Consider the following 21,272-nt stretch of genomic DNA (forward strand, 5'->3'; position numbering starts at 1 on the left):
TGTAGCAGCTATGCAAAAATGTATAGGCGGGCCGGCATGAGCGGCGCCATCGAATGGGAGCTGTATCGCTCGCTGCTGGGCGTGCTGCGCGAAGGCTCGCTGTCCGGTGCCGCGCGCGCCCTCGGCATCGCCCAGCCGACGGTCGGGCGCCACGTCGCCGCGCTGGAGGCTGCGCTCGGCCTGGCGCTGTTCACGCGCTCGCAGACTGGCCTGATCCCGACCGAAGCCGCGCTGGCGCTGCGCGGCCATGCGCAGGCGATGGAAAGCACGGCCGCGGCGCTGGAGCGGGTCGCGGCCAGCTACGGCGATGGCGTGCGCGGGGTGGTGCGGGTAACGGCGAGCGAGGTGATCGGCGTCGAAGTGCTGCCGGCGGTAGTGGCGTCGCTGCACACGCGCCATCCGGACCTGAAGGTCGAGCTGGTGCTGTCGAACAGCGTGCAGGACCTGCTCCAGCGCGAAGCCGACGTCGCCGTGCGCATGACGGCGCCGCGCCAGGACCAGCTGGTGGCGCGCCGCGTCGGCGCCATCGAACTCGGCCTGCACGCCAGCGCCGCCTACCTGCAGCGCCACGGCACCCCGGCCACGCTCGACGAGCTTGCCGGCCACGTCCTGATCGGCTACGACCGCCCGCCACCCTTTGCGCGCGCGGCGCTGCGCCGCTGGCCGTGGTTCGGGCGCGAACACATCGCCCTGCGCACCGACAGCGACGTCGCCCAGCTGGCGCTGATCCGGGCCGGCGCCGGGATCGGCGTGTGCCAGGCCGCGCTGGCCCGCCGCACGCCCGGGCTGGTGCGGCTGCTGCCGGAGGCGTTCACGCTGCCGTTCGAGACCTGGGTCACCATGCACGAGGATTTGCGCGACAGCCCGCGCTGCCGGGTGACCTTCGATGCGCTGGTGGAGGCGCTCGGCGCCCACGCCGTCGCCTAGAAGGTGAGCGTGACCGTCACCGTATCCTTATAGTCGCCCGGCGCCGGCGTGCGCTGCGCCGGCACCCGCCCGTACAGATTCAGCGTCTGCTGGGCGCCGCTGCCGGTGCCGCCGACCACCCGCGTGCCGTTGCCGCCGTCGCCCCACAGCGGGCCGTCGAGCGTGTTCGAGATCTCGTAGCCGATCGTGCCGGTGGTCGCGGCACTGGCCATCCGGCGTGCCCCGGGGTTACCCGCCACGCTGCCGCCATTGAGCGACACCTGGTAGGCGCTGCCGGCGGTGCAGAGCACGCCCAACGATCCGCTGGTGCGCACGGCCGCCGCCAGCACGCGGTTGTCGCCGGCGAAGACCAGCGGGCTGGTGCTGATGAAGCAGTTGTTGGTCAGGGTTGCCGTGGCCTTGAAGCTGAACGGGACCGTGGTACCGGCCTTGCAGCCGGTCGCGGGCGCCAGCACGCCGTAGAAGGCGTACTGCAGGGTGCCGGCGCCCGTGAAATCCGCCGTGAACGGGGTGTCGGTGCTGTTCTGCAAGCGCACCCCGGCCAGCGACGCGGCCGGGATCTTGCCGTAGATGGTGAAGGTCTGGGTCGCCGTGCCCAGGCCGAGCACCCCCGTCATCGAGCTGGTGACCGGCTGCGCGCTGCCGCCCGAGGTGCTGCCCCAGACCGAGGCCGCGGCGTAGGTGTTGTCGCGGTACAGGTTGAAGGGCAGCGTCGAGCCGCCGTTCAGCATGTTGCGCGCCGCGATGGTGCCGCCGCTGCCGCCTTCCAGGTTGAGGCAGATCGCGACCGAGGGTACGACCGCCGTGCCGACGCTGCCGAGCAGGACCGTGCAGGTCACGCTCAGCGTGCCGTTGGCATAGTAATCGGTGCCGGCGGTCGAATCGACCGGTCCGAAGCTGACGGCCGTCATGCTGGCCGTGCAGCTGTCGGCACGCGCCTGGCCCAGGCAGCCGAACAGGAATAAGCCGAGCAGCAATGCCCGAGCCAAAGGCGACCATGACGGTCGTTTCAACAGGTCCAACATGCTCACTCCTTCAAAGGCGCACAGCGCAGGGGCCCGATTTCGGGCAACTGGCCCGCGGTCCCCGGTTGATAATCTACATGCAGCGTGCAGGCCCCGGCGCCCTCGCCCACCAGGACTTCGTTGCTGTCCTTGAGCTGGTCGAGGAAGACCACGCCGTCGTAGCCGACCACGGATACGGGATCGACCGCAGCCTGCCGGCCGTGCGCCAGCCGCACCGGCGTGCCCGCCGCCACCGGCTTGCCGTCCGGCCCGTGCACGATCAGGGTGGCGGCGCGGTAGCGTTCGACGCGGAAGCCGGCCACCACCCCCGCGCCGGCCAGCGGCACCACGGCCAGCGCTGTGCGCTCGACGCGCATGTCGGCCGGCAGGTCGGCGGCATCGATGGCGATCCGGTTGCTGGTGTAGGGCATCAGGTCGGGCACCAGCAGGCGCCCGTCGCTGCCGGTGCGGCCCAGCAGGCGGTTTTCGTGGGTCACCGGCAGGTCGGCCACGCCGGTCGAGACCAGCGCGAAGCCGCGGCCGACGTGTCTTGCCGCCAGCACGGTGCCGTCCATCGCCACCAGGCTGCCGCTCAGGCCGAGCGCCGTGGTGCTGGCATGCCCGGCACGCAGGGTGGTGGCCGAGAACTGGCCGCCGGTGCCGAGGTACTGGACCTGGGCCTGGGCCACGTCGAAGCCCTGGCTGGTCGACTTCTGCGCGCCCCAGCCCCAGCCGCCGCCAAAGTCCGGCGCGCGCGAGGCGGCCAGGCTGTTCTGGCGCAGGCCGCCCTGGCGGCCGCCGGTGGCGCTGACCGAGGTGCGTTCGCCCAGCGACATGCTGAGGGTGGCGCTGAATCCGCGGTTCTCGCGTTGGGCCAAATCCTGGAAGCCACTGACACCGATGAAGGCGCCGCCACCGAGGCTGCGCGACCAGGCCAGCGCCGCCAGCCGCGTCGCGCGCCCACTGCCCGGGGTACGGTAATGCACGAAGCTGAGGCTGGCGCTGCCCGCCTGCTTCAGGTTGAGGCTGGCGCTGGCGCGGTCGTTGACGCCGACCACCGGCGCGCCTTCGGCCGTGCCGAGGTCGGCGTAACCGGCGCCGGCACGGGTGCTCTGCACGTCGAGCGCGAAGCGCGGCGCGATGTACTGGTAGCCGAGGCTGGCCTGCCAGCCCCGGGTGGCGCCGCCGCTGCCGGCCAGGGCGCCGGACAGCACGCCCCCGGCCTCGCCCAAGCGCACCAGCGCGCCGGCGCCGCCGTTGACCACGCCCGCCCCCGCTTCGGCATGGGCTTCCAGCGTCACGGCGTCGCTCAGGCCGTGGCGCAGCGAACCGGTGACAGCGGGGGAAGCGGCGTAGCGGAACGAGCGCACGCCGTAGTCGCGCCGCAGCATGCCGGCCGACAGCGCGAAATCGCTGAGCCCTGTGGCCAGCAGGCGCGTGTCGACGTACAGCGGCAGCGAGGTTGCGACCTGGCGCCCGAGGGCATCGCGGGTGACGACGGTGGCCTGGCCGGCGCCGTTCAGGCCAGCCACCTGGTCGATCACGAAGGGACCGCCGGGCACCTCGGCGCGGTACTGTTCCATGCCGTTCACGTACAGGCTGACGCTGCTGGGCACCACGGCCGAGCCGCCCATGCTGGCCAGCGGATAGGTCAGCAAATCGGGACGCAGGTCGAAATTGCGGCGCCACTGCACACCGCCCATGCGCAGCGAGCGGGTCCAGTTGAGCGAAGGCGACACGACGTCGCCAACCTGCAGGCTCTGCAGCGTGGCCGGGTCCGACCACGACCAGCTGGTGTCGTAGCGAACGTAGCGCTGGCCCCTGCCCTTGAGCACGGCATTGCCGGTGCTGGCCAGCACCCCGAGCGGACCGAAGACGCGCACTTCGTTGAGCGCCGCGACGCGCGCATTGGCGCCGAGCTGGCCGACCAGGTCATAATTCAGCAGCAGGCCTGGATCGGCGCTGCCGCTGCCGCTGGGACGCACGGTGCGCGCGTTCAGCTGCACCGGTTTGCGTAGAAAATCGGCCAGCACCAGGGCGATGGTCTGGGCGGCGGGGTCGAATGTCCAGGTCAGGCCGGGGACGGCGTCGAGCGCGAATTCGTCCATGCCGGCGACGCCCAGCGCCTGCGGGTCCAGCCCGAGGTCGCGCAGGTTCTGCACGCTGCTGGACAAACCCTTGGCGGTCTGACGGAACGGCGCGACCAGGCCGGTCTTTTCGCCGTTCAGGCTGACTTCGAGATAGAGCTCGGTGACAGCTGCGGCTGGCGGGATAGCGGACAGGTCGCTCATCTGGTCGCCGGTGTGATCGTTTGCCGACGCCGCGCCTGCGGCGGGCACGGCGGCAACACCACAGGCGAACAGCAAGGCTGCGCCCAGCCGGCACAGTTGCGTCTGGGCCCCATCGACACGTCCAGCCACCGCTGTTTACTCGCGCGCGACGGTCGCGCTGGCATCCAGCGGCTGGGCGTTGATGTGCGCGCGGATCGGCAGCGCCGCGCCGGGCGCGCCCAGGTCGGCGCCGGCGTCGACGGCCACGCGCCATTCGCGTACCTTGCCCGGCAGGACGTAGCCGAGCAAGCCCTTGCTGAGCTCGCGCTCCTTGCCGTCCGCGCCCTTCAGCGTGGTAGCGCCGATCTGGGCGTGCAGCTGGCCGTCGTTGCGCACGCGCAGCAGCCAGGCGCCGTCCTTGCGCACCAGAGTCCAGTCGAGCCGGGGAGCGGCCTTGTCGTCGGCAGGCAGGGCGAACACCGGTACCGAGTATTGCAGGCGGATCGCCACGCCGGTGCTGGCGCCGGCGGCGTCGTTGCGCGGGATTTCGTCGATCAGGATGCGGTAGGTCTCTTCAAACGGGGCCCGGGCGCCGTTGCGGCGAACCAGGCGGATGGTCTGCGTGCTGCGGGCGGCGATTTCCATCACCGGCGGGCTGGCGACCACGTCGGTCGCCGGGGTCAGCACGTCCTCGCCGTTGCGCTGGTCCCAGGCATACACGCGCACCTGGCCGTACAGCGGGGTGTCGCCGTAGTTCTGGAGGTTGATGCCGGCCGCGCCCTGCCCTGCGCGGAACTGGATCGAGACCGGGGAGATCTGGAGGTTGGCCGCCCTTGCCGGCACCAGGGCCGGCAGCAGGGCCAGGCACAGCAGGATGGGGCGCAAAATCGGGCGCATCATGAGCGGCAGCCTGGACGCCGAATCACTTAGAAATACACGGTGGCAGTGATCGTCGACTTGTAGCTGTCCGGGGTGGAGGTTGCCTGGACCGGGATCTCGCCGTAGACGGTCAGGGTCTGGACCACGCCGGTGCCGGTGCCGCCCAGGGTATCGGTGCCCTGGGTGTTGCCCCACGGGGTCGCGCCCTGATGCTGGTACAGGTTGAACTTGACGGTGTTGGTGTTGGTGCCGGTACCGTTCATGTAGCGGGTGGTGCCGCTCGAACCGGCGCCGGTGCCGGCATTCAGGCCGACGCTGTACGGGGTAGTGTTGGTGCAGGCGACGCTGATCGCCGAGCTGCCGCTCACCGCCGAGGTCAGCACGCCCTGGGTCTGCCCGAAATCGATACCGGTGGCCGAGATGGTGCAGTCGGCAACGATCTTCATGGACACGTCGAAATTCGCGCTCTGGGTCTTGGCGAACGCCGCGCCGGCCATGACGGGGGCGATGGCGACGATGGCTGCGCTCAGAACGATTTTGCGAAAGGTCGATGCGAACATGTTCAGGCTCCTGATGCGATTTATGGGTTAATTGCCGTACGACAACTATGCCACAACTCAATCAAATCGGCAAATATGAAATCGAAACTTTCAGCAAATAGGCAAAATATGATGCATCGAGGCAACAGGCATACGCAAATACATCATTTTGCGTTTTCCAATACCGGCCGGGCCGCATCGTCGGCATGTACCGGCAAGTCGACATAAAACACGGTACCGCCACCTGCGCGGTCGTCGAAGCCGATGCGGCCGCCATGCTCTTCGACGATCCTCTTGCTGATCGACAGGCCCAGCCCGGAGCCCTGGCGCCGCCTGGCCTCGTCCTCGGCCTGGGCGAAACGCTCGAAGATGCGGCCGCGGAAGGCCGGCGGGATCCCGGGGCCGCGGTCGAGCACGGCAATGCGCACGCCATCGCCGTGCCAGCCGAGCGCCGCCTCGACCGCACTGCCGGCCGGCGCGAACTTGATCGCGTTCGACAGCAGGTTGGTGATCACCTGGGTCAGCCGGTCGCCGTCGACCTCGGCGTAGACGCCCGGCAGCGTGGCGGCGCAGTCGAGGCGCACGCCGGCCTGCTGGGCATGGCCCTGCATGGCGGCGACGGCATCGCGCAGGATCGGCGCCAGTTCCTGGTCGGTCCGCACCAGGTGGACGTGACCGGATTCGACCTTTTCCACGTCCAGCATCTCGTTCACCATGCGCACCAAGCGTTCGCAATGGCGGTGCGCGATCTCGATCAGTTCCCTGGCATCGTCCGGGACGCCTTCGACCGCGCCCGAATCGAGCAACGAAAGCGAGGCGCGCATCGAAGTCAGCGGCGTGCGCAGTTCATGCGACACGGTCGCGACCAGTTCGTTCTTCATCTGTTCCACCTTCTTGCGCAGCGAAATGTCGCGCAGGAAGATGCTGAAGAAGTCGGTGCCCGGCCCTACCACCAGCTTGGCCGTCACTTCGACCGGCAGCTCGACGCCGCCGCGGGTCTGCACGATCCGTTCGGTACGGCGCTCGAACATTTCCAGGTGGCCGCTCTCGTTGGCCATTCGGATCGCCTTGTCGAAATTCGCCAGGAAGCGTTCCGGCACGATCAGGGCACCGAGCGAGCGCCCGATCACCTCGTCGCGTGACCAGCCGAACATGGCCTCGGCCTGCGAATTCCAGTCCATGATGCGGCCGCGCAGGTCGATCCCGATGAAGGCATCCTGGGCGCTTTCGATGATGGCGTTGATGCGCTGTCCGCTCTGGCGCACCACGCTCAGGGCTTCGGCCAGCGCCTGGGTGCGCTCCTGCACGCGCTGCTCCAGCGTGGCGTTGAGTTCCTCGAGCTGGGCCTGGCGCCGCCGCTGGTCGCCGACCAGGGCGTTCAGGGTGCCGGCCAGCGCCTGCACCTCGTTGTAGGCACGGTTCTGCGGCGCGATGGCCGCGCCCTCGCCCTGGCTGATCCTGGCCGCCTCGGCGCCCAGCTGCATCAGCGGGCGCGTGATCCAGCGTGCCACGAACACGCCGGCGATCGAGAACAGCAGGGCCAGCCCGATGCCGCTCCACAGGCCGTAGCTGCGCAGGCGCTTGACCGGCACCAGGGCGTTGTCGATGTCCTGGCGCACCAGCACGGTCCAGCCCAGGCCCGGATAATCGGCATAGCCCTTCGAGCGGCTGTAGCCGGTCATGTAGGTTTTGCCGTCGCTGCCTTTTTCGATGACATAGCCGGACCGGTTGTCGCCGCGTGCTTCCTGCAGGCTGGTGAAATCGACGGTGCGTCCCTGCAGGTTCGGCGGCCCCAGCAGCACCACGCCGTTGGCGCCGACGATCAGGGCCTGCACCTGGCGCTCGGCCTCCAGCGGCTCGATGATCGAGCGCTCGACGTCGCGCGCCCACTGCCACGACAGGTGGGCGCCGAGCACGCCGCGGTCCTTGCCGTCGCGGTCGCGGAAGGGAAAGGCGACGTCGACGAAACGCATCGGCTCGCCGCCCGACTGTGGAAGCAGGCGCGACAGCAGCAAGGCCTCGTGCACGTCGCCGACGTGGCCGGCGCCCTTGCGCGCCTCCTGGAACCAGGGCCTGGCCGAGACGTCGGCGCCTTCGAGCAGGCCGCCGGCCGAGACCATCACCTTGCCGTCGGGGTCGGCCAAACCGATCCAGCTGTAGTAATTGTAGGTCTGGCGCACGTCGTCAAGCATCTGGCGCCAGTCGGCCTGGCTCAGGCTCGCATCGGCGAGGGCGAAGCGCTTGGCGATCAGGCCGACCTCGCGGTAGCGTTCGAACATGCCGCGGTCGAGCTTGTCGGAAGCCTGCAGCGCCAGCTCGCCCAGCCCGTGGCCGATGCTGTGCTCGACGTGGCGGGTCGCCTCGCGCTCGACCACTTCGACCACGACCACCGTCAGGGCGATCGACAAGGTGGAAAAAGCCAGCCCCATGTAACCGGCAAGGCCGCGGGGACGGAGTCTGGTCAGACGCTGGAACATCTTCGGCATAGATCACCACATCGAGCATGACGGCCGCCCGGCATGCAACGCGCCTTGTGGGCGTGTGCTCGCCGGGGTGGAGCGGCTGGCGTGTGACGGTGGTGAATTACTGGCGCATGCCGGTCGCGTTATCGGCCGGGTTAGTTTTCGACAAATCCTTATCCATACTAGCATTGCCCTACGGCCAGATTACGTCGCGATTTTATCGACTTGACCGGCCGGGCGGCGCACGCACCGTGCATGTGCCGCCCGGCCTGACGCCGTGCCCTGCGTTACGGCAGCGCCACGGCCTGGTGGAAAGCATGGTGCGCGCCATCCTCGGCCGCCACCGCCTTCGACTCGGCGCCCAGCACCATCAACCCGGTGCCGCTGGCGGCGCCCTGCGCCCCCAATGCCGGCCATTGCGGCAGCCCGGTCCCGTTCGGGTTGCCGGTCTTGATGAAGTTGGCAAAATAGGCCTGCGCCTGGCGCGACACGGCACGGTCGGCCTCGGTCCAGGCGTACACCGGGTTGCCGTCCAGGTTGCCCAGCACGTACTCGATCTCGACCGCATGGTGGGCGCCGCTCGCCGCCGGGTCGCCGCTGCGCGTGGCCGGGCGCGGCTGGGTATAGTAATAGCGGTACACCGGCTGGCCGCTGCTGCGGGCATGGGCGTCGATCCAGCGCCAGGTGCCGAAGCCGATGAAGCGGTCGCTGGCCAGTTCGCGCGCGGCGCGGGCGACGTCGCCGCCATAGGCCTGGCGCGCGGCGGCGGCCTTGTCGCCGTACAGGCGCTGCAGGCCGGCCTGGAAGGCTTGCTCGGTCGGCGCGCTGCCCTGGCCGAGTATGGCCTCGGCGCCGCCTTCGGCCGAGTTCCAGCCGGCCAGCAACGGCACCCGCGCCTGTTGGCCAGCCGCATAGATCGCGGCCGGGCTGCGCGGCAGCACGTAGCCGTCGACGATGGCGCTGAAGCGCCAGGTGTTCGGACCAGAAGTGCCGCGTAGCACCACGTCGGCCGGCAGCGCGCGCAGCTGGGCCAGGGTCTGCGCGTTCAGCATGGCTCCGAACTGCGCCCCTGCGGCTTCGCTGTCGCGCAGGCTGGGCAGCGGGTTCAGGCCGAGCAGCGCGCCGCTTTCGCCGATCGCGCCGGCGATCAGGTCCTTCGCCAGTGGCGATGCCATCTGGGCGCTGACCGAGAACGAACCGGCCGATTCGCCGGCGATGGTCACCCGGCGCGGGTCGCCGCCGAAGGCCGCGATATTGGCGCGCACCCAGCGCAGCGCCGCCGCCTGGTCCATGAAGCCATAGTTGCCGGACGCCTTGTGCGGCGATTCGTCGCTCAGCTCCGGGTGCGCCATGAAGCCGAAGGCGCCCAGGCGGTAATTCACGGTGACGGCGACGATGCCCTGGCGCGCCATGGCGGCGCCGTCATAGCGCGGTTCCGAGCCGTCGCCGCCCTGCAGGCCGCCGCCATAGAAGTAGACCAGCACCGGCAAGCCGTCATTGGCGCGCGCGGCCGGGGTCCAGACGTTCAGGTACAGGCAATCCTCGCTCATGCCGTTCGAGCGGAACACCATGTCCGAGAACAGCGGCAGCTGCATGCAGCGCGGCGCGAAGGCGGCGGCCTGGCGCACGCCGCTCCAGGCCGGGGCCGGCTGCGGCGCCTGCCAGCGCAGCGCGCCGACCGGGGCCTGGGCGTAGGGAATGCCCTTGAACGCCTTCACCCCGGCCTCCTGAATGCCCTGCAAGGTGCCCGCGACGGTGCCGGCGCTCGGGTTGGCGGCGCCGAGGCCATCCGGCGCAGCGCCCGATCCGGAACCGGTGGCGGCGCAGCCGGCCAGGGCCAGCGGCAGCAAGGTGGCGAGGAGCGTGGGGGTGAATGCTTGTCTCATGGGCTTCCTTATCGATTGTTATGTGGTCCGGGTCAGCGAACTCGGCGGTGCCACATGATGTCGCAGGCACCGTTCTGAATCAAGCGCGTGATTGTTTCACTGGGGGCGATTTTCCGGAGTACATGCTCGCCTACAATGATTCTCACCGTTCAGCAAGCCCGGCAGAGGCGGCTGCTTGCAAAAAAGATACAGCTTGACCGGAACGCTTATAGCATATTCACAATATTTCCGATAAGCTCGATGAAATCGATAACATGCCGGCGGGCAGCAACAGTCCTGCATGTCTTGAGCACAGATTCAACATCGACATAACAAGCAAAGGGGCAAGCCCGCACCCTGGCGCACAGAGACAACCAGCCCCATGACTTCATTCTCCACCCTCGATACCTTCGTTTTCCTGGTCTACTTCGTGGTCGTCGCCGGCTACGGCCTGTGGGTCTACCGCCGCAAGAAATCCAGCTCCGGCCGCGAATCGCACGATTACTTCCTGGCCGAAGGCTCGCTCACCTGGTGGGCCATCGGCGCCTCGCTGATCGCTTCCAACATCTCGGCCGAACAATTTATCGGCATGAGCGGCTCCGGCTACCGCATCGGCATGGCGATCGCCGTGTACGAGCTGATGGCGGCCGCCACCCTGGTCATCGTGGCCGTGTTCTTCATGCCGGTGTACCTGAAGAACCACATCTACACGATGCCGCAGTTCCTCGAGCAGCGCTACGGCAAGGCGGTGGCCACCACCATGGCCCTGTTCTGGCTCGGCCTGTACGTGGTGGTCAACCTGACCTCGATCCTGTACCTGGGCGCGATCGCGATCGCCTCCATCGCCGGCCTCAACCTGTTCGCCTGCATGATCTTCCTGGCGGCCTTCGCGGTGGTGATCACCCTGGGCGGCATGAAGGTGATCGGCTACACCGACGTGATCCAGGTGTTATGCCTGATCGTTGGCGGCCTGGTCACCACCGTACTGGCGCTGGAACTGGTCGCCACCATCAGCGGCGGCAAGGGCGTGCTGCACGGCGCCACCAGCCTGTTCCACAGCGCCCGCGACCACTTCGACATGGTGCTGGCACGCGGTAATCCGAACTACATGGACTTGCCCGGCCTGTCGACCCTGATCGGCGGCATGTGGATCGTCAACCTGAACTACTGGGGCTGCAACCAGTACATCACCCAGCGCGCGCTCGGCGCCAGCCTGCCGACCGCACGCAAGGGCCTGCTGTTCGCGGCCTTCCTGAAGCTGCTGATGCCGGTCATCATCGTGCTGCCGGGCATCGCCGCCTTCGCACTCGACAAGTCCGGCGCGTTGGGCGACGCCATGCGCGTCGGCGGCGAGCTGAATCCCGACCGCGCCTACCCCACCCTGCTGGCGCTGCTGCCGGCCGGCCTGAAAGGCGTCGCCTTCGCCGCCCTGACCGCCGCCGTGGTCGCCTCGCTGGCCGGCAAGGCCAACTCGATCGCCACCATCTTCACGCTTGACATCTACAAGAAGCGCTTCCACCCGGAAGCCAGCGAAAAGAAAATGGTGTGGATCGGCCGCGTCACCGTGGTGGTCGCCATGGCCCTGGCCGTGATCATCGCGCCGATGATGGGCATCGACAAGAAAGGCGGCTTCCAGTACATCCAGGAATACACCGGTTTCGTCTCGCCCGGCATCCTGGCCATGTTCCTGCTCGGCTTCTTCTGGAAGCGCACGACCGCCGCCGCGGCGATGTTCGCGACCATCGGCGGCCTGGTGTTCTCGATCGTCCTGAAGTTCCTGCCTGAAATGATGGACCTGCGATTCCTGGCGCCGATCGGCTTCGCCGTCGACAACGGCAGCGGCGTCTACGAGATCCCGTTCCTGGACCGCATGCTGATCGTGTTCGCCCTGGTGGTGGCCGGCATGGCCCTGATCAGCACCATGGGCCGCAAGGACGGCAGCGCCAAGCGCATGATCGTCGACCGCTCGCTGTTCCGCGTCGATGGCGGCTTTGCACTGGGGTCGGCGGTGATTTGCGTGATGCTGGCGGCGATCTATGGGGCCTGGTGGTAAGCGTTTCAGAAGTCCACGAAAAGCAGCCTGCGGGCTGCTTTTTTCATTCATGCGATCTTTCACGCGCCGAATGGGTTCATTGCAGCACAACTTTTGCTTCCTGTATGCACGCAATGCACTACCCCGAACATACAAACTCAAAAGACTATCTGTTAAAAAATGCGTTACCTCTTACATCTACTCGTTATCTTTACTTCGATGACAACACAAGCTGGCGAGTTCTTCCCAACAGAATACAAACAATTTCCGTTCAACGAAGGGGATATGCTCGTGAGTAAACAAAGCGATGGCAAATTCGCGGTGAATAAAATTCTCAAGGTCGATCGTTTCGATTTAAAGAAAGGGACGTCTATCAGCATCCAAAGCAGAAAGTTCACAGCAACGGAAGACGACTATCTTCTGGTTGTCAGCGCCGCATACGGTGAATCCGAATTCCAGTCATTCGAAGAGGCGCGCGTGGCGGCTGATGCAGGTACTTGGACGGTCAAGATCGGGCATGTTCCTAACCGCACGGTAGGCGCTGCCCAAGGACAAACACGGGTCGGCCATCAGCAGGTCCGCGACGCCGAACTGGTTGGCTACAGACAGTGGCGGCAAGCCTTTGATAAAGGCGAGGCAGGCATCTTCTAGCACGCCGCCCCCAGGTCGCCAGCTGCTTTTCACAGTTGCAAAGGAATGCGGCTAACTGCCGCTTAGATTATTGATGAATCCGTTGACACGACTCATACCCTGGTTGTTGGTCATTGTCCGGGCGCTACTCGCTCCGGTAGCGATATGGATCGCAGTTACAGGACTGCCTGAAGTGCTGTGGATGGGGCAGTTCGTCGTGGCCGCAATGTCTGATTGGTTTGATGGGAAGCTGGCGCGCCGCTGGGGAACGGCGACACCAGGCTTGCGCCAGGCTGACAGCATAGCGGACACGATCTACGCTTTTGGGATCGCGATAAGTCTTTGGGTTAGTCATCCTGAAATTATCTTTGCGCATCGCTGGGGTATCGGCACCGTGATCGCATTGGAACTACTTCGTTATCCATTGGATTGGTGGCGTTTCGGGCGAGGCGCAAGCTACCATGCGCTGAGTGCAAAACTTTTTGGGGTGTCGCTGCTGGTCGCAGTAAGTATGATTGTGATGTTCGATTACGCGGGTCCCTTCCTCTGGATCTCCTTGTTCATAGGCCTTCTGTCGGAATTGGAAGGTATTTTGATTTCACTAGTCCTTCCGACGTGGACCCATGACGTCAAAAGCCTGAAAAATGCGATTGCCATACGTGCCGGCAAAACTTAGTAACAGGTATCGATGTTTGTGGAATGTCTGCATCCGGTCAGAAGCGGACGATGACAGCGTAGTGTTGGCGAAGCATGGACGTACTGCCTGAGAGGTACTGATGAGTTTTCTAAAGTGGTTACTCGGCAGGCTGACGGATAAGGTGCGGAACCGTAGCGTCATGGCGAAACCGCAACTGGGCCGAGCAATGAGAGCAGAAGGTCGCAAGGATGAGATGCCCCTTAACGACCTTGAAATCGCTTTCAAAAAACAGGATTCGAAGGCACTAGAGGTTGCATTGGCATACGCCTTCAATGATGGATTAGTGGAAGTTAGTCTCCCAGTCCTCATAGACCTATGCCGGGCAAGATGGCATACATGCCATGAAGACGTTGTGAGCGCGCTTCAAAAGGTAGGGGACGTCTCAGCAGTAGGAGCTATTGAAGAGGTCGCATACGCTGATTTTGCATACCTAAACTACGATGAGTACTTTGGGCTTGCGCGTAAAGCGACGTGGGCACTTGCTGATATTGGCGGTACGAGCGCCAAAGATGCATTACAGCGCATTGCTAAATCTCAGAACTCGTTTAAGGCAGCCTACGCAAATAAGCGTCTTCAGAAATGGGACATTGAACTAAACCGAAAACGCAACTAGCAAAATCGCACGCCTGCTCAGGATGCGGACATTACGATATGCCTACTATCGGCCAACAGCGGACATAACATTTAGACGGACAGACGGAAGTATGGATGAAGCAGAAACGAGACTTATCGCCAATGCCATGTATGAAATTCATTCGCTCCTGGCCTCATATGTCGGAAGCGAGAGTGAAGCTCCTACCGATGTACGATTCGCGGCACATCTTGCCTATGCCTTGCACAACGAAGCCTCGGCATTAGCAGCAGGGACTGGCTTCGATCTTGGTTTTGCCCTAAAGAAGGTGGCGGCAATCGATGGCATCCTGGGTACCTCTGATGGTAGACGTCTCGCCGACTTGTGGAGCACGGGACCGAAGGATAATGCGTAGTTCTGCGGTCACTTAAATGGCTGAGTTTTGAACGGCTGCTTTGGGTCGGGTGCTGCCGCTCGTGACCGTTCGTGACTTTTCTGCTTCGGCAACCTGCTATGCTGAGCTGAACGGCCGAGGTCGGCCAAGAGCGGTCGCCCGCTACCAAGTGCTGTCTCGTGTAAAGGTTTGGGATGAGAGATCAATTCTGGCTAACGTTCATCGGTGTGATGGCACTGTTTGTTGGCTTATGGAAGGCGTTTCAACCGACATGGTGGGTCCATCTTCGCCGTCGTCACCCTTGGTATGACAAGGTGGATTTATACGCTTTTCTATACAAGAGTAACCGGGCAAAAAAAAGACTGTGCGCCTCAATGGATATGCGCTCACTGTCACCGGCGCAGCCCTGCTGATCTTTGTTATCCAACACTTTTAAAGCGCGAGTTCAGCCATCTGCAAGGTCCGGTTTGGGTCGGAAGCAGCCGTAGCACAAGGCGTGCAAGCGACCAAGAGCGGCCCAAAAACGTATACAAGGATTGTGCAATGCCCCAACTCTTTGAGCAGGACCGTCTGGACGTCTGGCACGACGGCTCTGCAGTGTGCGTTATCGCCGTCGGTTCGCATGGAGATCCATTAGATCTTTCCGAAAGCGAAGTCGAAGTCCTGATTGTGAAGTTGCAGGAATCGCTCGAAAAAGCGCGCTCTTAAACCTGCGGCCTAGACGTCTGCAATGGGTCGTTTCGGGCCGGTCGTGACCGTTGGTGACTGTTCCGCTTTGGCAACCTGCTATGCTTGCTTGACCGGCCGAGATCAGCCAAGACAGTGCGTTTAGGAATCGCGATGATTATGACGAACAGCAAAAAGCAGGAATACTGCCTGATCTGCGGACGTTTACTCGACAGTCCGGCAGATCCGCTTTCAGGCAATTGTGGTGGAGATTGCTGGGGCTGCGTAGGCGCTATCGAGCCAGAAATGGGATGTGAAGAATCGCTCGCCTACGTGCGCAAAGAATACGAGGCAGGACTTCGGCCCGGCTGGATCGATCCGTTCAAGCGCTGATCTAGCAGTTTCGTTACGTCCGCTTCGGGTCGGCTGCAGACATACCCATGGATCCGCAACCGGTAGAAGTGGATGAAGCATCGACACATCATCACTTGTTGAATAAATCAAATGCGAATAACAGCCCATGCACGTACGTGAGGCATAAGGACTGGCGCACCAGTCCTTGCAATCGCCAAACCGCTTTACGAACGGCGGCGCGCTACGAAACCGAGACCCAGCAGGCCGAGACCAACCAGGGCCAGGGAAGCAGGCTCCGGAACGTTGGTAACGCTGACATTGTCGAGCACACCGTCCAGCGAGACCGTACTGTTACGGGTGTTGTCCATGAACTTAAGCGTTGCTTGTGTACTGTCGGCCTTGAACATGAACGTGAAGGTGTCGAGGTCACCCTTGTGGTTCGACACCGCCGCCAGAGTACTTAAGCTTGCACCGCTGGCGTTTAGCGCAAACGCATCCAGTTCCTGGCTGCCGTTGCCACCGGCCATGCCGTAACCGAAACTAACGAGGTAGGTAGCGCCGGCGACCGTATCGAAGGTCTGCATCAGCCAACCATTGGCAGGCGAGTCGCCGCTATTAAAGGTGATCATCGTCTTACCATCTTTGGCCACCGAACCTGCGCCGAAGTAGACTGGGGCGGCGGTGCTGACGTTGCCGCTGTACGTCCAGCCGGTAGTGCCGTTCTCAAAATTGCCGTTCGTGAACGGAGTCGCATGGGCGTGGGAGAGCGCGAGCGTGTTTGCCAGGACAATAGCGGCGGTAGCGAAGAGGTTTTTCATGACGATCCTTAGTTAATTATGCTGAAGTACATAAGCAATTAGTGTGCCGTAAATAAATAATCGTTGATATTCATCAACTTAAGATTTTTAAGGGCTATTTCGGTATCTCAAATGTAAAGAAATTCGACAATGCTTTTTATCCACCTTGCATATCACGCTGCGAACGCAGCACCGGATCTTCAAGTCCATTAAGACAAGTGAGAAAGCGGGAAACATGAGACAGTCTGCTGCACGTGCATCAACTTCACGCAGTTGCGAGGCAACAGACTAATCACCGCAAGCAATCGACTAGACCTTTCGAATTTACTGTAATCACATTGCCTGTTGAAGACCATGTCGTGCAATTTAGGCGAACGCAAAGTCCGCTTTGGGTCGAAAGCGGAAGTACACAGGCATAGTTGGCAGCTAGTTCGACCTCGGTGTTCCCGAACGGACTGATGCCATGGTCCAGGCATCTCTCCCCGATGACCTTTGGTCGTTTGTAGCAGCTTATCTTCCGACCCATTGCAAATCCCCCAAAGGCAGCCGACCACATTTGCACGATCGCGCGACTCCACTACCCGGTTTCACTCGTGACTACTTGGTTCGCATCCTTCCAAGGCGCCTCCGGGTCGCATTTGGCGATCTACCATTGAACGGCTGACAAAGCCTGCCGGTGTACATCAGCGCCTACACGGTGTAGACAAAAGTGGCACTTCACGAAGTTCCAAATTAGCCCGCTGACAGGAATCTACGGGCGACGATCATGGATTGGCGAGCAATGACCTTGGGCCCAAACCTAGCTCGCCGGTTTATGACGTGTTTATGCCGCTAGACGACATAAACGCTTTCGCAGATTATGTTCCCACTTACTGAACGGGGAACAAAATGGGACGACCATCATTCGCAATCGATCACACCCGGCTCCGCGCCCTGCGCGAGGAAAAGGGACTAACCCAGGCGGCGCTTGCCTTGAAGATCGCTCAACAGTTGGACAAGCCCGAGACCGAGTCTCTTGTCCGCGACTATCAACGTATTGAAGAAACTGGACAGATTAGCATCAGCTATGCGACAGCACTTGCAAAGGTTCTTGGCGTGTCCGTTCCGCTGTTGCAAGGCCTCGAACAGCCGGATCCGAATGCCTACCTGATGCACATGCAAGCCCTCTTGGCGCAGCAATTGGACACTGGAGAGAACCTTGCCCTACGCGAGCTGTTGGCCCGTCATGCCAAGGACAATGAGGTAAACGCTCTACAATACCTTGCCGAGGACATTGCAGAACATATCGAGCAGGTACAACTTGTCAGAAACCCGACCACGGTTGCCGACCTAGTCAACCTGACCCATCTGTCCGAAAGCGATCTCCTGGCACCGGCAAATGTCAGAGGCTTTTGGTTCCTGTCGGTGAAGTCTCGCATCATGAATTGTTCCGAGGTGGTCGACGGCGTGTCTTCCCTGAACTACCGGGTCGGTGAAGTCATGCAGGCCTATCTGAGCAGTCACAGAAACGACAGCACTGTACGCATGTGGTACGACAGACCATGGGTCCGTATCGAAATCTGTCGGCCACGAACACGCGACCGGATGCTTGTCGATTTTACACGCTGTCAACCGGATGCTACAGGTTTGCGCTGGACCGCCCCCTCGTGGCGCGATGAGTTTTTTCTGGAACTGAGCCTCAATTCCCATGCTTTCGCGAATGCGGACGTCGTAACAGATTTCACCGGCAGGACGGCACCAGCCGACTATGGACGCTTGCGGCTGGTCGTTGATGAGCACGACCGCAACCACGGAAAGCCGCTTCGTCGCATGGTGGTAGATGGCGGCATCGGCGATATGCCGGAGAGCGTCAAGAAGAATTTTGCACGGGAGTCATCGACACGAGTCCTGTTCATGAACTGGCTTACCAACGACCTCAGGACGGCGCTCATGCCCCATCTCGTCACAGAGCACACGTCGGGGTGGCACGTAAGGGTCAACGGATGTGCCGTCGACATAAGCCGGAGGGACGCCCGCAACAGAGGCATCATTTATGCAGACCTGCGCTACCGGATCGTGTTGGCCGAGGAAACCGGCACGGATGAATTCAGCACAGTGCCTGTACGCGAAAAGGATCTCGACGAACTCCGACAGCACATTGAGGACTGGCTACGTGCCGGTGACACTGCTTCGACTTGCGCGGATGAGCGGCCGACCTTCGCGACCATCTGACACGGTACACCCCGGGCCGTGCAACTTCAAGCCGGGGATTTCAAGGAGAGAAAATCATGACTGTACTCGACAACGCACCAAGCAAGACCGGTAATCCATCCGGCGGTGGCCGAGGCAACAACCCGGCGAAAGGCAAGTAAGTCAGAGTGCGGGGCCGTACGCCCGTTGTATGCGGCCCCACATCGGATACTCATAGGCACAGTTACTATTCTTTTTTTCGGATCAGGTACCAGAAATGGGCACAATGCAAAATTACGTCGAACCGCGCGTTGCCGTGTTTGTTGACTGCGACAATACCAGTCCAGACATTCTGGATTATGCGTTAAAAATCGCTTCGCAGTTTGGCCGCATCGTGCTTCGTCGTGGGTACGGTAACCACACCACACTGGCAAAGACTTGGCAGCAAGCGTTAGTCGAGAAGGCCTTCACACCATGTCTGCAGTTCCAGTATGCTGCTGGTAAAAACACGTCTGACATTGCTCTCGGACTAGATGCACTTGAGGCAATGTTTGACGGTCGTATTGACCGGTTCTGCCTTGTCACCAGCGATTCGGACTTTGCCTATCTATGCCGCAAACTGCGTGAACGTGGCGCGACGGTATCCATTATCGGCGAAGCGAAAACGCCAGCGGCGCTGAGAAACGCCAGTGATCAATTCTTCGAATGGGCGCACGAAGCTGGGGAACCGGAAAACCAGCATGACTCGAAAGCCTCGCCTGCGGTCAGTGCTCCGCGAGAAAAGACCCTCGTCAAACGCCGGCCCAAGTTCGTCGTCGATGCCGTAGCCCTTCTGGCAGGGCAAACACCCGATGGTCAAGTGCACTTATCCGCGTTGGGCCAATACTTGAAGCGCACCGATCCCGCGTTCTCACCCGACGTTTATGGCTATTCGGGTTTGGTGGACATGCTGAAGACCTACGACCTTCTGGTGCTCACGAAGGCAGAAGGCGGACATTACACAGTCCAGCTCGGCGCAAACGATTTGGTCGGCATGCAGCCTCGGTAGAAATCGGTCATTGTGGCTTACCCCTACCACAATGGACACTTTCGAAAGGTTTCATGTCCCCATCGAAGGTAATACATAGCACATGAAAGACGGGTGTTTTCAGAAGAGTTCGCGCGCGAAGCAGTCAAGCTTGTAAGCCAGCCTGGCGCGAGCAAAGCGGCAATAGCCCGCAAGTAAGAACGTCTAACAAAACCCTCTAATTGCTCTGCGGGAAACAGCCGGGTACACTGAGCATTACCGAACATCTGCAATCGGCCAGGAGCAGTCGTTGGTAACCTTGAGGAGAACTGTGCATGGATTTTGATGGGGCGACACCGGTAGTGATCTCGCTGGCGAAAGAACTCATCACGGCGATGCAGCGAATAAAACCTGGTTGGGAGCATGCATATTGGCGGTTTGAATCGGAAGAAGATCGCTATGGGTCAAACGCCTCTTACGGCACGGCTACAGAAGTGACGCTAATCTCTACCCTTAAAGAGAGCCAACTGTTCGAAAGGCTGAATAATCTTGGACGGCAACTCTGGAATAGCGAGCATGACCCGAGCCGTAAATTTCGCGTCTGCCTTCTGGTTGTGACTTCGGATTTTGATTACGAGATCAAGTTCGAACAGCATGACGAAAATCGATGGCGTATCACGAAGCTCGATGGCAAAAGCGGTCTGCCAGACGGCCTGTGATCCGAACGGTGACAGTCTGCTTCGGGTCGGAAGCAGACGTAGCGGAAGGTCCGCAATCGGCCTTGGATTCAACTGGTCAATGCAACACACTAAACTCTGCATGAGCAGAAGGAGTGTTGCGGATGAAGCAGAGACCTAGGATCTACTATACAGAAACGCAGAAGGCGCTCATGTGGGAGCGTTGGAAGAAGGGCGAATCGCTTCATCAAATTGCCGCGCTGTTCGATCGAAATCACTCATCGATACAGCGAATTCTTGCCGAGTCTGTAGGCATTCGCCCTGCGCAAAGGCAGCGGTCAAGGTTAGCCTTGTCACTGGCAGAGCGGGAAGAGATATCGCGCTCGTTAGCTGCTGGTCATCCGGTCCGGCAAATCGCCCAACTTCTTGGACGAGCACCTTCTACAATTAGCCGCGAGATCTGCCGAAATGGCGGCCAGGTGAGCTATCGAGCAAACTGTGCCGACGATGCTGCCTGGAGGCGTGCCCAACGTCCCAAGACATGTAAGCTGGTGGACAATCCTATGCTGGCAGAAATCGTGGCCACCAAACTTCAATTACAGTGGGCGCCAGAGCAAATTGCCGGTTGGCTCAAGCATACGTTTCCAGGGGATGAGGACTTTCAGGTGTCGCATGAGACGATTTATCGTAGCCTCTTCATTCAGGCACGTGGTGCGCTGAAAAAAGAGCTGTTAGCGCATCTTCGGCGGCCCCGGATCATGCGCCGATCGCGTCATCACACACAAAAAACCGACAACCACGGCAGGATCAAAGATACGGTATCGATCAGCGAACGGCCTGCCATAGTCGAAGATCGAGCGGTACCTGGCCATTGGGAGGGCGACTTGTTGTTCGGGGACCGTAACAGCCAGATCGCCACTTTGGTTGAGCGTCAGACCCGTTATGTCATGTTGGTAAAAGTCGCCAGCAAAGACACCGAAACAGTTATCGATGCATTGATCGATAACGCACGCGAATTACCCCAGGAACTCTATCAATCGCTCACTTGGGACAGGGGTAAAGAGCTGGCTGACCATAAGCGCTTTACGCTTGCTACCGACATTGATGTCTACTTCTGTGATCCGCACAGCCCGTGGCAACGCGGCAGTAACGAAAACACCAATGGGCTATTGCGCCAGTACTTCCCCAAAGGCGTCGATGTCTCGTCATACTCGCAGGCTCAACTCAATGAAGTTGCCCGCAAACTGAATGAGCGACCAAGGAAGACTTTAGAATATCAAACACCCGCTGAACGATTCAGCCAACTTGTTGCGTCGACCGGTTGAATCCAAGG

Annotated in this window: 19 protein-coding genes; 12 read left to right on the forward strand and 7 right to left on the reverse strand. The window is 61.9% G+C overall.

Annotated elements, in window-relative coordinates:
* The first annotated feature begins 36 nt into the window (after positions 1-36).
* Entirely contained in the window at positions 37-927 is an 891-nt protein-coding gene (locus U1H99_RS12565; RefSeq protein ID WP_323142071.1) for a LysR substrate-binding domain-containing protein, read from the forward strand.
* On the opposite strand, the gene U1H99_RS12570 is transcribed toward U1H99_RS12565, so the two are convergent.
* From U1H99_RS12570 to U1H99_RS12595, 6 genes are all read right to left on the reverse strand, one after another.
* On the reverse strand, positions 924-1,904 hold the full coding sequence (locus U1H99_RS12570; protein ID WP_323142072.1) for a Csu type fimbrial protein: 981 nt from the start codon (positions 1,902-1,904) through the stop codon (positions 924-926). The genes U1H99_RS12565 and U1H99_RS12570 overlap by 4 nt on opposite strands.
* Before the next feature lie 50 nt (positions 1,905-1,954).
* Complete coding sequence (locus tag U1H99_RS12575; RefSeq protein WP_323142073.1) at positions 1,955-4,351, reverse strand: fimbria/pilus outer membrane usher protein; 2,397 nt, start codon at positions 4,349-4,351, stop codon at positions 1,955-1,957.
* Positions 4,352-4,357: 6 nt separating this feature from the next.
* On the reverse strand, positions 4,358-5,101 hold the full coding sequence (locus U1H99_RS12580) for a fimbrial biogenesis chaperone (protein ID WP_323142074.1): 744 nt from the start codon (positions 5,099-5,101) through the stop codon (positions 4,358-4,360).
* Between the two features lie 26 nt (positions 5,102-5,127).
* On the reverse strand, positions 5,128-5,640 hold the full coding sequence (locus tag U1H99_RS12585; RefSeq protein ID WP_323142075.1) for a Csu type fimbrial protein: 513 nt from the start codon (positions 5,638-5,640) through the stop codon (positions 5,128-5,130).
* Positions 5,641-5,783: 143 nt separating this feature from the next.
* On the reverse strand, positions 5,784-8,105 hold the full coding sequence (locus U1H99_RS12590) for a sensor histidine kinase (protein WP_323142076.1): 2,322 nt from the start codon (positions 8,103-8,105) through the stop codon (positions 5,784-5,786).
* Positions 8,106-8,368: 263 nt separating this feature from the next.
* The gene (locus U1H99_RS12595) at positions 8,369-9,967 is read right to left on the reverse strand and encodes a carboxylesterase/lipase family protein (protein ID WP_323142077.1); all 1,599 of its coding nucleotides are present in this window, start codon (positions 9,965-9,967) and stop codon (positions 8,369-8,371) included.
* 361 nt (positions 9,968-10,328) lie between these two features.
* Here U1H99_RS12595 and U1H99_RS12600 point away from each other — a divergent pair, with 361 nt between their 5' ends.
* The 7 genes from U1H99_RS12600 (at position 10,329) to U1H99_RS12630 (ending at position 15,329) form a co-directional block, all read left to right on the forward strand.
* Positions 10,329-11,999, forward strand: coding sequence for a sodium:solute symporter family transporter (locus tag U1H99_RS12600; RefSeq protein WP_323142078.1), 1,671 nt, complete (start codon positions 10,329-10,331; stop codon positions 11,997-11,999).
* A 198-nt stretch (positions 12,000-12,197) separates the two neighbouring features.
* The gene (locus U1H99_RS12605) at positions 12,198-12,629 is read left to right on the forward strand and encodes a hypothetical protein (protein ID WP_323142079.1); all 432 of its coding nucleotides are present in this window, start codon (positions 12,198-12,200) and stop codon (positions 12,627-12,629) included.
* A gap of 73 nt (positions 12,630-12,702) precedes the next feature.
* Positions 12,703-13,284 carry a CDP-alcohol phosphatidyltransferase family protein gene (locus tag U1H99_RS12610; protein ID WP_323142080.1) on the forward strand — a complete coding sequence of 194 codons (582 nt, stop codon included), beginning with the start codon at positions 12,703-12,705 and terminating at the stop codon, positions 13,282-13,284.
* A 160-nt stretch (positions 13,285-13,444) separates the two neighbouring features.
* Positions 13,445-13,918: a hypothetical protein gene (locus tag U1H99_RS12615; protein ID WP_323142081.1), complete on the forward strand. Its 474-nt coding sequence runs from the start codon at positions 13,445-13,447 to the stop codon at positions 13,916-13,918.
* A 91-nt stretch (positions 13,919-14,009) separates the two neighbouring features.
* On the forward strand, positions 14,010-14,291 hold the full coding sequence (locus tag U1H99_RS12620) for a hypothetical protein (protein ID WP_323142082.1): 282 nt from the start codon (positions 14,010-14,012) through the stop codon (positions 14,289-14,291).
* 522 nt (positions 14,292-14,813) lie between these two features.
* Entirely contained in the window at positions 14,814-14,978 is a 165-nt protein-coding gene (locus U1H99_RS12625; RefSeq protein WP_323142083.1) for a hypothetical protein, read from the forward strand.
* 132 nt (positions 14,979-15,110) lie between these two features.
* Positions 15,111-15,329, forward strand: coding sequence for a hypothetical protein (locus U1H99_RS12630; RefSeq protein ID WP_323142084.1), 219 nt, complete (start codon positions 15,111-15,113; stop codon positions 15,327-15,329).
* A 185-nt stretch (positions 15,330-15,514) separates the two neighbouring features.
* Here U1H99_RS12630 and U1H99_RS12635 read toward each other — a convergent pair whose 3' ends face one another.
* On the reverse strand, positions 15,515-16,108 hold the full coding sequence (locus U1H99_RS12635) for a PEP-CTERM sorting domain-containing protein (RefSeq protein WP_323142085.1): 594 nt from the start codon (positions 16,106-16,108) through the stop codon (positions 15,515-15,517).
* Between the two features lie 867 nt (positions 16,109-16,975).
* Between U1H99_RS12635 and U1H99_RS12640 the strand changes: the two genes are divergently transcribed.
* The 4 genes from U1H99_RS12640 (at position 16,976) to U1H99_RS12655 (ending at position 21,264) form a co-directional block, all read left to right on the forward strand.
* On the forward strand, positions 16,976-18,298 hold the full coding sequence (locus tag U1H99_RS12640; protein ID WP_323142086.1) for a helix-turn-helix domain-containing protein: 1,323 nt from the start codon (positions 16,976-16,978) through the stop codon (positions 18,296-18,298).
* A gap of 235 nt (positions 18,299-18,533) precedes the next feature.
* Entirely contained in the window at positions 18,534-19,304 is a 771-nt protein-coding gene (locus U1H99_RS12645; RefSeq protein ID WP_375341600.1) for an NYN domain-containing protein, read from the forward strand.
* A 293-nt stretch (positions 19,305-19,597) separates the two neighbouring features.
* Positions 19,598-19,981: a hypothetical protein gene (locus U1H99_RS12650; protein ID WP_323142088.1), complete on the forward strand. Its 384-nt coding sequence runs from the start codon at positions 19,598-19,600 to the stop codon at positions 19,979-19,981.
* A 122-nt stretch (positions 19,982-20,103) separates the two neighbouring features.
* The gene (locus U1H99_RS12655) at positions 20,104-21,264 is read left to right on the forward strand and encodes an IS30 family transposase (protein ID WP_323142089.1); all 1,161 of its coding nucleotides are present in this window, start codon (positions 20,104-20,106) and stop codon (positions 21,262-21,264) included.
* Positions 21,265-21,272 lie beyond the last annotated feature (8 nt).

The sequence above is a fragment of the Massilia phyllosphaerae genome, assembly GCF_034659755.1.
Taxonomy (GTDB): domain Bacteria; phylum Pseudomonadota; class Gammaproteobacteria; order Burkholderiales; family Burkholderiaceae_D; genus Telluria; species Telluria phyllosphaerae.